Origin of the sequence: Streptomyces sp. NPDC094448, assembly GCF_044763775.1 — a bacterium.
Taxonomy (GTDB): domain Bacteria; phylum Actinomycetota; class Actinomycetes; order Streptomycetales; family Streptomycetaceae; genus Streptomyces.
In genome coordinates, this window is sequence record NZ_JBIWGU010000012.1 from 183,380 (window position 1) to 199,018 (window position 15,639).

The window sequence follows — 15,639 nt, forward strand, 5'->3', positions numbered from 1 at the left end:
TTGCGGGATCACCGCCTCCGCACCCGATCCCCACCGATGTCCACGAACTCTCCATCATTGCGACACAAGTACGACAGTGGCGCGCTATCCTTCGCCGTACCCCGCCAATGGTCCAGACCATACCCAAGGCGACAACCGCGCGCTATGCCCATGACCGTCTCCGTGTCACCGCACCTGCCGAGTGAACTCCCGCGCAGGTCAACGAACTTGGAGGGCATCATCAACGCACCGCCCGCTCCGCTCACCGTCCCGGATCTGCTCGACGCCCGGGCCGCGAAACAGCCCGACGCGATCGCGATCCAGGTCGTCGGCGGGGGCATCCTGAGCTACGGCTCCTGGCGCGATCGGGCCGTTCGGGCCGCCCGGGGGCTGGCGGACGCCGGGGTGCGGCCCGGTGATCTGGTGGCCCTGCGGTTCACCGAGGACGAGTGGGAGCGGTACGCGGTCGCGTTCCTCGCGCTCCACTACGCAGGCGCTGCCGGGCTGCCGCTCCGCGCCGACGCGACCGACTCCGAGGCGCTGCGGCTCACCGGCCTGTGCGGAGCCGTCGCGTTACTGCGGGGGTCCGTTCTGCCCGCCCTGCCCGGGGTCACGGACCACACCCTGGACGCGGCCGAGGCCGCCGGATCCGCCGGGGAGGCTCCGCACCGCCCGGCACCCGGGGATCCCGCCCAGGTCGTGGGCACCTCCGGAACGACCGGTCGCTCCAAGGGCGTTATGGCCCCCCATGCGAGCCTGACGGCCGGTCAGCTCCTGAATCCGCGCCCCCGTCCGTACGCCCACTCCCGGCATGCCCTGCACGCCTTCCCGATCGGCACCAACGCGGGCCAGATGATGGTGATGACCGCCCTCACCGGGGCTCCGTCCGTCGTGGCGCTGCCGCGTTTCGACGCCGAGGAGTTCGGCCGCGCGGTCGAGGAGCTGCGCGCCGGCACCGTCTTCGCCGTTCCGTCGATGGCGATCGAACTGCTGAACTCCGGGGTGATCCGCCGCCGTGACTTCTCCGGTGTGCTGCTGTTCAGCTCGTCGGCCGCGGCACTGCCCGCGCCCGTCGCCCGGCGGCTGACCGAAGAGCTGCCCGGGGCAACGGTGGTCAATGTCTACACCTCGGCCGAGTCCTCGCCCGCCCAGGTGTCCATGGTGGTCGACCCGGCCAGGGCGGGTTCGGTGGGCCGCCCCGCGAGCCCCGGCGAGCTGCGGATCCTCGATGCGGACGGCGCCGAGGCAGCGGCCGGGGGGACCGGCGAGGTATGGCTGCGGCAGCCCGGTCCGCAGCGCGGCTACGTCGGTGACGCCGCCGCTTCGGCCGGGGTGTTCCGGGACGGCTGGGTACGGATGGGAGACCTCGGCCGGCTGGACGCGGATGGCTATCTGCATCTCGTCGACCGCGAGAGCGACGTCATCAAGTCGGGTGCGCTGAAGGTCTCCACGCTCCGGATCGAAGACGCCCTGCACGAACACCCGGGCGTCGCCGACGCGGCGGCGCTCGGTGTGCCGCACCCGGTGATGGGCTCCGTGCCGGTGGCCGTGGTGGTGCCCGCGGCGGACGGTGTCGACCTCGACGGGCTGCGGCTGTTCCTGAGCGGCAGACTGGCCCGTACGGAGCTTCCGGTGAGGATCCTGCTCGCGGACGATCTGCCGCGCAACGCCACGGGCAAGGTCGTCAAGTACCGGCTCCGGGAGCTGTTCGCGACGCCCGGCGCCCCCGGGGACACGGAGCCGTCCGCACCGGAGCCGCGTACGGAGACCGAGATCCGGCTCGCCGGGCTCTGGCACGAGGTGCTGGGCCGCCCGGTGCGGACCGTCGCCGACGAGTTCTTCGCCCTCGGCGGCGACTCCTTCCGTGCCGTGCAGCTCGCCGCGGCCGTCTCCGGACGGTTCGGGGTGGAGGCGGGTGCGGCGCTGGTCTTCGGGCGGCCTTCGCTGCGGGCGCAGGCCGCGTGGCTGGACGAGACGGCCGCAACCCCCGGCGCCCCCGCCGCAGCAGCCGGTGGCGAGGGAGCGCAAGGGCCGGCGATCCCGGCCTATCTCCGCGCGCTGCGGGAGCAGGCCCACGAGATCCCGCTCACCAGCCAGCAGGAGAACTTCCTCGACTGGACGGCGGAGGAGTCCGGCCGGGACGTGGGAGCCGTCACCGCGCTCTTCCGGGTCACCGACCGGCTGGACACCGAAGCCCTCGGCCGGTCCCTCACCGAACTCGTCCGGCGCCATCCGGCGCTGCGCACCCGCTTCGTACCCGTCCCCGGCCCCGTACCCGGGCTGGTGCGGACCGTCCTGGACCGGGAGCCGAACGCGCGGATCACATTCCGTCCGGTCCCGGGCGCGAGCGACGACGAGGTGAACGGGCTGCTGATCGCCGAGCGGGACCGGCTCACCGATCTGGCGGCCGATCCGACGGCCCGGCTGCTGGTGGTGACCCGCGCCCCGGACGACCACATCGTCCTGCTGGCGGTCCACCACATGGTCGCCGACGGCTGGTCGGTCGGTGTGCTCCTGCACGAGCTGGGGCTCGTCTACGACGCCCTGCGCCGCGGCCGCGCCCCGAGGCTCCCCGAGCAGCCCCTGCCGTACGGGGAACTGGTGCGCTGGGCGAACGACCGCTGGGCCGCCGGGCGGCGGCACTTCGCCGCCGCCCTGGCCGGCGCCCCGTCCGCCGTCGACCCGTTCCCGGGCCGCCGCGCGGTCGACCAGGTGCACACCGTCGCCCGCCCGTTCACCGTCGGCGCCGGTCCGGCCGACCGGCTGCGCAAACGGGCCGGGGAGCTGGGCGTGACCCCGTTCATGGCCGTCGCCGCGCTCTGGAGCGGGCTGCTGGCGGACCGCAGCGGGCAGTCCGATCTGGTGCTGATGACCCCGGTGCCGGGCCGGATCCGCCCGGAGGCGGAGCGGGCCGTGGGCTGTCTGGTGCAGTCGCTGCTGCTGCGGGTGGACTGTTCCGGCGGCCCCGGCTTCGCCGAGCTGGCGGAGCGGGTCCGGCGGGCGGCGACCGGCGCGCTGGACCACCAGATGTATCCGTACGCCGAGTTCAAACCGTCGGTGGTGGCCTTCCCCGCCTGGCTGCGGTACGAGAACTGGGCCGCCGACGCCCATCTCCCGGGCCTGCTCTGCGAGCCCTGGGAGCTGCCGCGCGGCACCACCGTGCCGTGGCCGCTGCCCGGCGGCGACCTCGGCGTACCCGAACTGACGGCGGTGGAGCAGCCGGACGGCGCGCTGCACTGCTGGATCCAGTACAACGCGCTCGCCTTCGACACGACCGTGATCGCCGCCCTGGCCGAGGAGTTCACGACCGCGCTGTCCGACGCGGGCGCGTAACCCCCCCTTTCACACCCGCACCCGGTACCACCGCACTCCGCCGCCATCCGGCAGCACCGCACCTCCGTTCCACCGCGCACCTCCCGCACGACGTCCCGGATCCGCCAGTGGCGCCGGATCCGGCCCGTCCTCCCGAACCCGCCGCCGGGCCCCGGCCGCGGCACGCCGTGCCGGTGACCGGACCCACCCGGCCGGCAGCCGCCGGCGCCCCCGCCCGGGAAGGCCGGGCTCCGTTCCCGCACCCCCGTCCGGTTCCGTACTGCTCCACGGCCGCTTCCGCGCTGCCGGACCGCCCTTTCCCGACCGTCCTCCCGGCCTGCGCCGGGCTCCGACCGCCGAGGGGCCTCTCCCGCCCCGCCCAGGCACCGTCCCCCACCGACCGATTCTCCCGACCAGTCCAAGGACCCCCCGTGACCAGCATTCCCGTCAGACCCGCCCAGCACGGCCTCTGGATCAACGAGCGGCTGGCGCCCCTCGGCGCCATCCACCACATGCCGTTCGCCGTGCGCTTCGAAGGCTCCCTCGACATTCCGGCGCTCGCCGCCGCCGTAGCCGATCTCACGGCCCGGCATCCGGCGCTGTCGCAGACCGTTCGCGACGAGGACGGGGTGCCCGTCCTGGTGCCCGGACCGATACCCGAACTCGCCGTCCGCCGGTGCGATCCGGGGCGGACGGCGGCCGAGCTGGCCGCGGAGTGCGCGGCGCCGTTCGACCTCCAGGCCGGTCCCCCGGCCCGGTTCGTGCTGCTGCGCACCGGCGACCGGAGCGCGACCCTGCTGGTGGTGGCGCATCACCTGGTCTTCGACGGCACCTCCACGGACCTCCTCCTCGGCGATCTGTCCGCCGCCTACGCCCACCGCACCGGCGCCGGTCCGGTACCCGAACCGCTGCCCGCGCCCGCCGCCGCCCCCGCCGGCCTCGGTGAGGCGCAGCTCGCCGCGGCGACCGCCCACTGGTCGGACCGGCCGCTGCCCGCTCCGGCCGTCGCCCTGCCCGGACTGGCCGAAGGGGCCCGCGACGGCTCCCAGGACGGGGTCGGGCCGGGCGCGGCGGCCGCCTTCGACCTCGACCCGCAGCTCCGCGCCGAACTGGCCGTCACCGCCGAGAAGCTCGGCGTCACCTTCTTCGAACTGCTGCTGACGGCCGTCCAGACCCTGCTGCTGCGGTACGGCAACGAGCGCCCGGCCACCGCCGTCGGCCTGGGCACCCGGGGTCCGGACGACACCGGCCGGATCGGGATGTACGCCAACGAGCTGCCGGTGGTCACCGCCCCGGACCCGGCCCTCCCGTTCGGTGAGTTCGCCCGTACGGTACGGGCCGAGGTACGGGCCTGCTCTCCGCACCGGGCCGTACCCCTGGCCCGCGCGGTCCGGTCGGCGCGGCCCGCGGTGACGGCCGCACCGGTCACCGTCACCTACCGCCGCCGGATCGCACCGGTCGGCTTCGCCGGGGTGCGCAGCACCATCGACTGGGTGCTGTTCCCCGGCACGGCCCGGGGCGCCTTCCGGCTCCATCTGCTGGACGGTCCCGACCGCTTCGGGGTCCTCCTGATGCACCGTACGGACCTGCTGTCCCCCGCCGCCGCCGAGCGGATCGCGGACCATCTGCGGAGGCTGCTCGCCGCGGTCGCGGCGGCGCCCGGAACCCCGCTGGCCGATCTGCCGTTCCTGGACGAGTCCGAATCGGCGCCGCTGCACGGCCCCGTGCCCGCCGCCGACGCGGCCGGGGCCACCCTGCCCGCGCTGCTGGCCGGCGCCTTCGCCGCGCACCGGGACCGGATCGCGCTCTCCGCCGACGGCCGCGACATCACCTATGCGGAGCTGGCGGCGGCGGTCGGCGGGCTCGCCGCCCGGCTGACGGCAGCCGGGGTGGGGCCGGGCACGGTGGTGGCCGTCTGCGCCGAACGGTCGGCCGAGGCGGTGGCCGCCGTACTCGCCGTCCAGTGGGCCGGGGGCGCCCATCTTCCGGTCGACCCGTCGTATCCGGCGGACCGGGTGGCCTTCGTGCTCGGGGACGCCGGCGCTCCCCTCGCCCTGGCACAGCGGCGGACGGCGGACCGGGTCGCCGGACACGGCCGGACCCTGCTGCTCGACGACCTCTTCACCACGCCTGCGGCCGAGGTCTCCCCGGTCGCCGCCCCGGCCCCCGCCGACCTCGCCTATCTCATCTACACCTCGGGCTCCACCGGCCGCCCCAAGGGCGTCGAGGTGCCGCACGGCGCGCTGGCCCATCTGCTGCTGGCCTTCCGCGATCTGCTGGATTCGGCCCCCGGTGACGTCTGGCTCGCCGTCACCTCTCTCTCCTTCGACATCTCGGCGCTGGAGCTGCTGCTGCCGCTGATCACCGGCGGCCGGGTGGTGGTCGCCGGCGAGGAGCAGACCCGCGACGGCCGGGCGCTGACCGGACTGGCCGGGCAGTACGGGGTCACCCATCTCCAGGCCACCCCGTCGAGCTGGCGGCTGATGCTCGACGCCGGACTCACCGCGCCGGGGCTCACCGCGCTCAGCGGAGGCGAGGCCCTGCCGCTGCCTCTCGCCCGCGCGCTGCGCGAGCGGGTCGGACGGCTGTGGAACGTGTACGGGCCGACCGAGACCACCATCTGGTCCACCGCCGCCGAAGTACCCGCCGGGCCCACCGCGGTGACGGTGGGGAAGCCCATCGCCGGGACGGCCGTGCTGGTGCTGGGGCCGGGCGGACACCCCGTACCGCACGGGACCACCGGCGAACTGGCGATCGGCGGGGCGGGGCTGGCCCGCGGCTATCGCGGCCGTCCGGAGCTGACCGCCGCGCGTTTCGTCACCGATCCGGTCACCGGTCTGCGGCTGTACCGCACGGGCGATCTGGCCCGGATCCGGCCGGACGGCACCCTGCTCTGCCTGGGCCGGATCGACGACCAGGTCAAACTGCGCGGCCACCGTATCGAGCTGGGCGAGGTCGAGACCAGGGTCCAGGAGCATCCGGCGGTGGCCGCGGCCGCCGCTGCCGTCCGCGGCGCCGCCGACGACCCGGGCGGGCAGGTGCTCGCCGTCTACCCGGTGTGGCGGCCGGGTGTTCCCGTTCCCACCCCGTCGGAGCTGCGGGCCTTCCTCGCCCTCACCCTGCCGGACGCCATGCTGCCCGGGGCCGTACACGCGCTGCCCGCGCTGCCGCTGACGCCCAACGGGAAGACCGACCGGCGGGCCCTGCCCGAACCCGTCCGCGAAACACCCGGGGACGGGGCGGCCGGAGCCGGGTCCGACGAACCCTGGGACGAGATCACCACCGAGGTCGCCGCCGTCTGGTGCGAGGTGCTCGGGCTGCCGTCGATCGGACTCGACGACGATGTCTTCGACCTCGGCGCGCACTCGCTGACCATCACCCGGGTGGCCGCCAGGATCCGTGACCGGATCGGCGCCGAGGTGCCGCTCCACGTGTTCTACGAGGAGCCGACGGTCGCCGCGATCGCCGACGCCGTCACCGTCGAACTCCTCGCGGGGGAGCAGTGATGGAACGCGAGAACAACGCCCCGCTGACCGTGGACCGGCCGCGCCGGGTCCTCAGCCCCGAGCAGCGCGCCCTGCTCGCCCGGAAGCTGCGCGAGCGGCCCGCGGCGGCCGATCGGCCCCCGGCCGTCGCCCCGCTGCCGGCCGGTGTGCCCGTACCGCTCTCGCCCGCTCAGGAGCGGCTCTGGTTCGTGGAGCAGCTCACACCCGGGACCGCCGCCTATGTGCTGCCCACCGCCGGGCGGCTGACCGGCCCGCTGGAGCCGGGGGCGCTGGCCGAGGCGCTGCGGCTGGTGACCGTACGGCATCCGGTGCTGCGGAGCGCCTATCCGGCGGACGAGGACGGGACGCCGCGGGTGGCGACCGTCCCGGCGGAGGAGTTCGCCGTGCCCTGGGAGACCCGGGACCTGAGCGGTCTGCCGTCCGGGGAACGGGAGTCCGCCGCCCGGGCGGCGGTGGAGGCGGAGGTCGACCGGCCGTTCGCCGTCGAGGAGGGGCCGCTGGTCCGGGCCCTGCTGCTGCGGCTCGCCGACGACGACCATGTGCTGGTGGTGTGCCAGCACCATCTCACCGGCGACGGCTGGTCCGCGGGGATCCTCCTCGACGAACTCCTCTCCGGCTACCAGGCACTGACGTCCGGTCAGCGGCCCGTGCTGCCGCCGCTGCCCGTCGGGTACGGCGACTACGCGCACTGGCAGCGGGAGCGGCAGGAGCGGCCCGGGGCCGCCGCGGGGCTGCGCTACTGGTGCGAGGCGATGACCGGGGTGGCGCCTCTGGAGCTGCCCACGGACCGGCCGCGCCCGGCGGTACCGGGTCCGCGGGGGGCGACCTACGCCTTCCGGGTCGACCCTGCGGTCCACGAGGCGGCGCGGGCCCTGTCCCGGGACCGGGGGGCGACGCTCTACATGACGCTGCTCGCCGCCTTCCAGATCGTCCTCGGACGGTGGTCGGGGCAGCGGGACTTCGCCGTGGGCACTCCGTTCGCGGGCCGTCCGGCGGCGGAGACGGAGGGGCTGATCGGCCTGTTCAGCACGGTCCTGCCGATGCGGGCCGAGCTGAGCGGCAGCGGTACGGCGGAAGCGACCAGTGCCTCCTCGGGCGAGGGGCCGGACGCCCTGCCGGACTTCGCGACCGTCCTGTCCCGGGTCCGGAGTGCGGCCCTCGGGGCCCAGCAGCACCAGGACACGCCGTTCGAGAAGCTGGTGGAGGCCCTCGACCTGCCGCGGGACGTCAGCAGGCCGCCCCTCTACCAGGTGTCCTTCGCGCTCCAGAACCACCGGGCGCAGACCGTCCGGCCGCGGGACGTCCAGTGGCGGACGTTCCCCTTCGAGGGCAGCGGTGTCCATCTGGACCTGGGTCTGTACTGCACCGAGACCGAGGAGGGCCTCGAAGCGTTCCTCACCTACCGCACCGATCTGTGGGACGCGGACACCGTCGCCCGGCTCGCGGGGCACTGGCAGCGGATCCTGTCCGGGGCCGCGGCCGATCCGTCCGCCCCCGCGGGCACGCTCGGCATGCTGTCGCCCGAGGAGCGCCACCGGGTGCTGTACGAGTGGAACGACAGCGGCAGCGCGGTCCCGGTCGCGGCGACCCTCGCCGATGCCGTCGCCGCGCAGGCCGCCCGTACCCCCGGGGCGACCGCGCTGGTGCACTTGGGCCGGACGCTGGACTATGCCGCGCTCGACGGGCGCGCGAACCGGCTGGCGCAGGTGCTGCGGGCCGCCGGGGCGCGGCCCGGCGCCCTGGTCGGCGTCTGTCTCGACCAGGGGCTCGACCAGGCCGTCGCGCTGCTGGCCGTGCTGAAGTCGGGGGCGGCGTACGTGCCGCTGGACCCGGAGCAGCCCGCCGAACGCCTCGGGCACATGCTGACCGATTCGGCGCCCGTCGTCCTGCTGACGACCACGGCCCACCGGGAGCTGCTGGCCGGGGCGGACGCCCCCGTACTCCTTCTGGACGAACTGGCGGCGGAACAGGCGGCCGCGGCCGCCGGTCCGCCCGAGGGAGGAGCCGGTCCGGACGATCTGGCGTATGTCATCTACACCTCCGGGTCCACGGGCCGGCCCAAGGGGGTCGCGGTCCAGCACCGTCAGGTGCTGACCTATCTGGCCGGTGTGCGGCAGCGGTTCGCCGAGGCGGGTCTCGGGGACGGGGCACGCTACGCCCTGCTCCAGTCGCTGGCCTTCGACTTCGGTCTGACGACGCTCTATCTGTCGCTGACCACGGGCGGCGCCCTGCATCTGCTGGCGCCGCGCACCCCGGGTCCCGAGCTGGCCGGGTATCTCGCCGCCGAGCGGATCGACTGTGTGAAGCTGACGCCGTCCCATCTGGCGGCGCTCACGGCCGAGGTGGACGATCCGGGGCTGCTGCTGCCGCGCCGGCTGCTGATCCTCGGCGGGGAGGCGTCGGGCTGGGAGTGGAGCCGTGCGCTGGCCGCGACGGCGGCGCGGACCGGCTGCCGGGTGGTCAACCACTACGGGCCCACCGAGGCGACCGTCGGCGTCACCACCCTGCTGGTCGATCCCGAGCAGCCCGCCGAAGGCCCCACCACGCCGATCGGGCGCCCGATGCCGGGGGCCCGGGTGTATCTGCTGGACTCCTGCGGCGAGCCGGTGCCGCCCGGGGTGACCGGGGAGCTGTGGATCGGCGGCGACCGGCTGGCCCGGGGCTATCTCGGGCTGCCGGAGCTGACCGCCGAACGGTTCCGGCCCGACCCCTTCGCCGACGGGTCCCGGGAGGAACCCCGGATGTACCGGACCGGGGACCTCGCCCGGCACCGGCCCGACGGCACCGTCGAATTCCTCGGCCGCGGCGACGACCAGGTCAAGATCCGGGGCTACCGGGTCGAACTCGGCGAGGTGGAGGCCCATCTCCGGCAGCTCCCCGGAACCGCGGAGGCCGTGGCGGCGGCCCGGGGACCCGCCGGTGAGCCGGTGCTCGTGGGCTATCTGGTGCCCGCCGACGGCACCGCGCCGCCGCCGGTCGCGGAGCTGCGGGCGCTGCTGGCGCGGCGGCTGCCGGACTATCTGATCCCGTCGCGCTTCGTCGTCCTGCCGGAGCTGCCGCGGCAGGCCCACGGCAAGGTGGACCGGCGGGCGCTGCCCGAACCGGGGGCGCCGGGAGCGGGTGAGGGCGCTGAGTACACGGCGCCCCGCACCCCGGCGGAGGAGGCAGTGACCGCCGTCTGGGCCGAGCTGCTCGGCCTGGAACGGGTCGGGGTCCACGACGACTTCTTCGATCTCGGCGGCCACTCCCTGCTGGCGATGCGGATGGTGGCGGCGCTGCGGCGGGCGCTCGGCGGCGAGGCGCAGATCACGCTGATGGACGTCTTCCAGGAGCGTACGCCCGCCGCTCTCGCCGCTCTGGCGGACCGGTCGGACGAGGAGCGGGGGCCGCGCAGGCTGCTGCACGAACTGACCCCCCGGCAGTCCGCGGACGCGGTCACCCTGTCGCTGGTGTGTCTGCCGTACGGCGGTGGCAGTGCCGTCGTGTACCAGCCGCTCGCGGACGCCCTGCCGCCCGGTGTCGCCCTGCACGCGGTCGCTGTCCCCGGCCACGATCTGGGCATGTCGGAGGAGTCGCTGCCACTGGAGGAGGTGGCCCGGAAATGCGCGGAGGAGGTGCTGGCCGGGGTGCCGGGGCCGGTCGCGGTGTACGGGCACTGCGGAGTGGGCGCGGCCCTCGCCGTGGAGCTGGCCCGGCTGCTGGCCGCCGCGGGACGGGAACCCGCGGCCGTCTATCTGGGCGGGATCTTCCCGTTCGCCCGGCCTACGGAGGGGCTGCTCGGTCTGCTGTCCCGGTCCTCCTGGCTGGACCGGCGGCGCAGCGGCCGGCTCCATCTGAACTGGCTGCGCTCCATGGGCGCCGATCTGGAGGGTCTGGAGCCCGAGCAGCTGGCGACGATCGTGGCGAACGTCCGCGCGGACTCGCGGGCGGCGGAGGCGTACTTCACGGAGCGGCTGGCGGCCCCGGCCGACGGACTGCCGACGCCGGTGGTGTCGGTGATCGGATCCGCCGACCCGGGGACCGAGTTCCACCGGGAGCGGTTCCGGGAGTGGGGCTTCCTCGGGACGACGACGGCCGTGGCCGTCCTGGACGAGGGCGGTCACTACTTCCTCAAGCACCGGGCGGCCGAGCTGGCCGAGATCGTCACCTCCGTCCATCCCGCGGTCGCCGGTGAGGAGCCGGCGCGCCTCGGCAGGCAGGACCGGCCGGATGGCGCCACCTGGTGGCTGGACGGGGTGCACCGCGAACAGGCGGAGCCCGGCCCGGAGCCGGAGTCCGGGGCGGTGTCCCGGACCCGTCGGGACACCCGGCGGTTCGTCGCGGTCGCGGCGTCGCAGATGGTGTCGCAGACGGGTTCGGCTCTGACGGAGTTCGCACTGCCGCTGTGGATCTTCCTGTCGACGGACTCGGTGGCCTGGTTCGGGCTCTTCGCGGTGCTGGGGATCGTGCCCGGACTGCTGGCCGCGCCGGTCCTGGGCAGTCTGGTGGACCGGATCGACCGGCGCCGGGTGATGCTGGTGTGCACGGCGGTCTCCGGTACGACGGAGGCGGTGCTCGCCCTGCTCTATGCGCTGGGCGAGTTGCGGGCCTGGCACGTCGGGGTGCTGATGGCCCTGCTGTCGGTCTCCCTGACGGGACAGCGGCTGGCGTTCCAGTCCGCGATCCCGCAGCTCGTGCCCAAGCGGTATCTGGGCCATGCCAACGGCGTCGTCCAGATCTCCGGCGGCATCGCGCAGGTCGTCGCCCCGCTGGCGGCGGTCGGTCTGCTGGCCGCGATCGGACTCGGCGGGGTGCTGCTGCTCGACGTCGTCAGCTATGCGATCGCGGCACTGGTCCTGGGTACCGTACGGTTCCCGCGGACGCTGGGCGCGCGGCGGCGCGAAACGCTCCGGCAGGAGATCGTGGCCGGATTCCGGCTGGTGACCGGGCAGCGCGGGTTCCGGGCGATGCTGGTCTTCTTCGCCGTCCTCAACCTCTTCCTGCCGGTGCTGTTCCAGCTCGTGTCGCCGCTCGTCCTCGGCTTCTCCAGCCTGGGTTCGGTGGCGACGGTCTCGCTGGCGGGCGGGGTCGGTGCGGTCGTCGGCGGTCTGGCGATGGGTGTCTGGGGCGGTCCGCGGCACCGCAGGATGCGCGGCATGCTGCTGGTGATCCCGGTCCTGGCGCTGTTCTCCGCGCTGACGGGGCTGCGGCCCGATCTGCTCGTGGTGGGCGCCGGGGTGTTCGGCATGTCGGCGTCGCTGTCGCTGCTCAACGGCATCTATCTGACGATTGTTCAGGTGAAGGTCCCGCAGCGGTTCCACGGCCGGGTGATGGCCCTGAACCAGCTGGTGGCCTGGTCGACGCTGCCGGTGGGCTTCCTGCTGATCGCCCCGCTGGGGACCGCGTATCTGGAGCCGCTGATGGCGGACGACGGCGCGCTCGCCGGAACGGTGGGCGCGGTGCTCGGCACGGGCGACGGGCGGGGTATCGGGCTGCTGTATCTGCTGCTCGCCGCCGGGATCCTGCTCCTCGGGGCGGTGTCGCTGCGGTTCCGGGCGCTGTCGGGCTTCGACCGGGACGTCCCGGACGCCCAGGCGGACGATCTGGTGGGGCTGGCGGCGCTGACGTCGGACGGGCGGGGCCGTCCGGCGGACCGGCCGGTCGCCGCGGACGCGCTGACGAAGGCGAGCTGAGCGACGGCGGCCGCCGTCCCGTCCCCCGTGGCGGGGCAGCGGCCGTCCGGTCGGCACCGGTGGTGTCCGGGCCGGCGGTCCGGCCCGGCCGGTATCCGTGCCGAGGCGGCACTCCCCGGTCGTGTCAGGGCCCGGTCGTGTCAGGGCCCGGTGGGGTCAGGGCCCGGTGGGGTCAGGGCCCGGTGGGGTCAGGGCCCGGTGGGGTCAGGGCCCGGTGGGGTCAGGGCCCGGTGGGGATGATCAGCTTGCGGCCCGCGCTGACGCCGCCGTCCACCGCGACCGAGGCGCCCGTCATATAGGGGAAGTCCGGGGAGGCCAGCCCGAGTACGGAGCGGGCGATCTCCTCGGGCTCCGCCATCCGCTGGAGTCCCTCCACGTTCAGCGGACCGAAGGCCGCCTTCAGACGGGCCCACTCGGCGTCGGGAATGCCCGGCGGACGGACCATGGCGGTATCGGTGGGGCCGGGCAGCAGGGCGTTGATCCTGATGCCCTTCGGCCCGTACGCCAGGGCCGCGCACTTCACCAGGCTCTCGATGGCCCGTTTGCTCGCGGCGTAGGCGGCGCCGTCGGGGCGGCCGCGTTCGGCGGCCACCGACGAGGTGCAGACGATCACACCGCGGCCCGCCCGGAGCATGTGCGGTATCTGGTATTTGAGGGCGAGGAACACCCCTCGCACATTGGTGTCCTGGAGGTCGTCCCACTCCTGGACGGTCAGCTCGTGGAGGAGTCGGCTGCCACCGATCCCCGCGTTGTTGAAAGCGATGTCGATGCCGCCGTAGCGGGCGGCGACCCGGTCCGTGAAGTCCTGTGTCTCCTCGGCGCTGCGGACGTCGGCCCGGACGTAGAAGGCCTCTCCCCCGGCATCGGTGATCTCGCGTTCGACCCGGCGGCCGGCGTCGGTGCGGCGGCCGCAGAATCCGACGGACGCCCCGGCGGCGGCGAAGGCGATCGCCGTCGCGCGGCCAATGCCCGAGGTGCCTCCGGTGATGAGGACCGAACTGCCGCGGAACCGCCGGTCCGGGGCGGGCTTCGGGTCCGGTCCGGCCGCATGGGCACCGGTTGCGGTGACCCCTGCGATACCGAGGGCGGCGGCCGTGCCGAGCAGGGTTCGGCGGCCGGGATGTGCGCTGCTGTGCTTCTCCATGGTGCCCACCCTCGCGGTGCGGCGCGGTCCGCGGATCCTGCCCCGGGGCGGATCCTGCGGCCGGAAGGAGGATCCGGCCTCCTCCCGCGGCAGGAGCCGCGGCGCCCGGTCACGGCCCTATCGTGGAGCGGTGAACCGGCCCTGGACCGACCTGGTGTTCGACGACCGCCGCCGTGGTGTGCGCGCCCTGGTGTACACGGCCGCTTCGGCCACCGACTTCGTGCTGGTGCGACAGCCGGCGGAGGCCGGTGACCGGGCACTGGCGGCGGTGGGGCTGCTGCTCTGCCTGGCCGGGTGGCGGTGGGCCCTGACCGTGCTGGTGGCGCAGTCGGCGCTGCTGGTGGCGGCGCACTCGGCGGGTTCGGGAATCGTCCCCTCGCTGAAGGTGCTGGCCGTGGTCACCCTGTTCGAGGTGGCGGTACGCGGGCGGGGGCGGGCACCCTCGGTGGGCTGCGGGGCGCTGGCGCTCGCCGTCGTACTGAACCGGTTCGGGGATCTGCCGGGCGGTCTGGCGCCGGTGCTCTTCAAGGCCGCGTTGGTCGCCGGACTGCCGCTCTTCCTGGGGTCCTACGTCCGGATGTCCCGGGAGGCCGCGGCGCACGCGCGGGAGCAGGCGGCACGGCGGGCGCTGCGGGCGGAGCAGGAGACCGCGGCCGCCCGGGCGGCGGAGCGCGCGGCCATCGCCCGGGAGCTGCACGATCTCGTGGCCCATCATGTGTCGTCGATGGTGCTCCGCGTGGGGGTGGCGCGGCATGTCGTCACGGCCACGGCGGCGGGCCCCGGCGGCGATGCGGTCACGGACCCGCGGATCAGCGGCGTACTCGATGATCTGCACAGCTCCGGCCGGGCGGCGCTGGCCGATCTGCGGAGGCTCGTAGCCGTGTTGCGGGCCCCCGGCGGGGCGGAGCCGGGGACGGCTTCGCTGGTCTCGGACGGGGCCCTGCCCGCGGTGCTGGCGGCGGTCGTGGCCCGGACCGGGCGGGCGGGTCCCGCCGTGACGGCGTCGGTGGATCCCGCCGTGGCGGGGCTGGACGCGGTCCGGGCCCTGGCCGTGCTGCGGCTGGTCCAGGAGGGGCTGGCGAACGTCGCGCGGCACGCGGGCCCTTCGGCGCAGGCCGAGCTGGCGGTACGGGTGGACGGGGGAACCGTGCGGCTGACGCTCCGGGACGACGGCGGAGACGGCCGGCCGGAACCGGCGGCCCCGGACCCGGGCGGTGCGGGCGGCGGTCACGGTCTGATCGGTATGCGGGAGCGGGTGGCGCTGCTCGGCGGCACGCTGGACGCGGGGCCCGGGACGGACCGGGGCTGGCGGCTCACCGCCGTACTGCCCGTCGCGGCACCGGTGCCGGAGCCCCGGCCGTGATCCGGGTCCTGGTCGCCGACGACCAGCAGTTGGTGCGGATGGGGCTGCGGATGCTGTTCGAACAGTCCCCCGACATCGAGCTGTCGGGGGAGGCGCCGGGCGGTGCGGAAGCGGTGCGGCTGGCCGCCGGGCTCGCGCCCGACGTGATCCTGATGGACCTGCGGATGCCGGGTACGGACGGCATCACCGCCACCCGCCGGATTCTCGCGGACCGTCCGGGTGCGCGGATCGTGGCGCTCACCACCTTCGACGACGACGAGCATCTGTATCCGGCGCTGGCGGCCGGTGCCTGCGGTTTCCTGGTCAAGGACACCCCGCCGGGCGAGATCCTGGACGCCGTGCGCCGGGCGGCGCGCGGGGAGGCCCCGTTCAGCCGGGACGCCCTGGCCCGGCTCGTCGACCGGGCGGTGAGGGCCCCGGTGTCCTCCGGTCCGGCCTCGTCCCGGCCGCTCGCGGGAGTCACCGGGCGGGAGCGGGAGGTGCTCGGGCTGATCGGGGCGGGGCTGTCCAACAAGGAGATCGCCGACCGGCTGCATCTCGGCGTGACCACCGTGAAGACGCATGTGGCGAGCCTGATGGCGAAGACGGGCCGGTCCAATCGCATCAGGCTCGCGATCCTCGCCGTGCACAGCGGCGTCGTCCCGGACTGACACCCGCGCTCCC

The 15,639-nt window shown here is 75.0% G+C and carries 6 protein-coding genes; 5 read left to right on the forward strand and 1 reads right to left on the reverse strand.

The features are described 5' to 3' along the window. The first annotated feature begins 150 nt into the window (after nt 1–150). The 3 genes from ACIQ9E_RS23915 to ACIQ9E_RS23925 all read left to right on the forward strand — a co-directional run bounded on the left by ACIQ9E_RS23915 (nt 151) and on the right by ACIQ9E_RS23925 (nt 12,469). Complete coding sequence (locus ACIQ9E_RS23915) at nt 151–3,312, forward strand: AMP-binding protein (protein ID WP_403710145.1); 3,162 nt, start codon at nt 151–153, stop codon at nt 3,310–3,312. Between the two features lie 410 nt (nt 3,313–3,722). Beyond that, entirely contained in the window at nt 3,723–6,797 is a 3,075-nt protein-coding gene (locus ACIQ9E_RS23920; protein ID WP_403710147.1) for an amino acid adenylation domain-containing protein, read from the forward strand. Continuing rightward, nucleotides 6,797–12,469, forward strand: a complete 5,673-nt coding sequence (locus ACIQ9E_RS23925; protein WP_403710149.1) for an amino acid adenylation domain-containing protein — start codon at nt 6,797–6,799, stop codon at nt 12,467–12,469. The genes ACIQ9E_RS23920 and ACIQ9E_RS23925 overlap by 1 nt, the downstream gene beginning before the upstream one ends. 220 nt (nt 12,470–12,689) lie before the next feature. Here ACIQ9E_RS23925 and ACIQ9E_RS23930 read toward each other — a convergent pair whose 3' ends face one another. Further along, the gene (locus ACIQ9E_RS23930) at nt 12,690–13,613 is read right to left on the reverse strand and encodes an SDR family NAD(P)-dependent oxidoreductase (protein WP_403710151.1); all 924 of its coding nucleotides are present in this window, start codon (nt 13,611–13,613) and stop codon (nt 12,690–12,692) included. 130 nt (nt 13,614–13,743) lie between these two features. Between ACIQ9E_RS23930 and ACIQ9E_RS23935 the strand changes: the two genes are divergently transcribed. Both ACIQ9E_RS23935 and ACIQ9E_RS23940 read left to right on the forward strand, forming a co-directional pair. Then, nucleotides 13,744–14,976 (forward strand): sensor histidine kinase, encoded by a 1,233-nt coding sequence (locus ACIQ9E_RS23935; protein ID WP_403710153.1) that lies wholly within the window; start codon nt 13,744–13,746, stop codon nt 14,974–14,976. Beyond that, a complete protein-coding gene (locus ACIQ9E_RS23940; protein WP_403710155.1) occupies nt 14,973–15,626 on the forward strand; it encodes a response regulator in 654 nt (217 codons plus the stop codon). The genes ACIQ9E_RS23935 and ACIQ9E_RS23940 overlap by 4 nt, the downstream gene beginning before the upstream one ends. Nucleotides 15,627–15,639 lie beyond the last annotated feature (13 nt).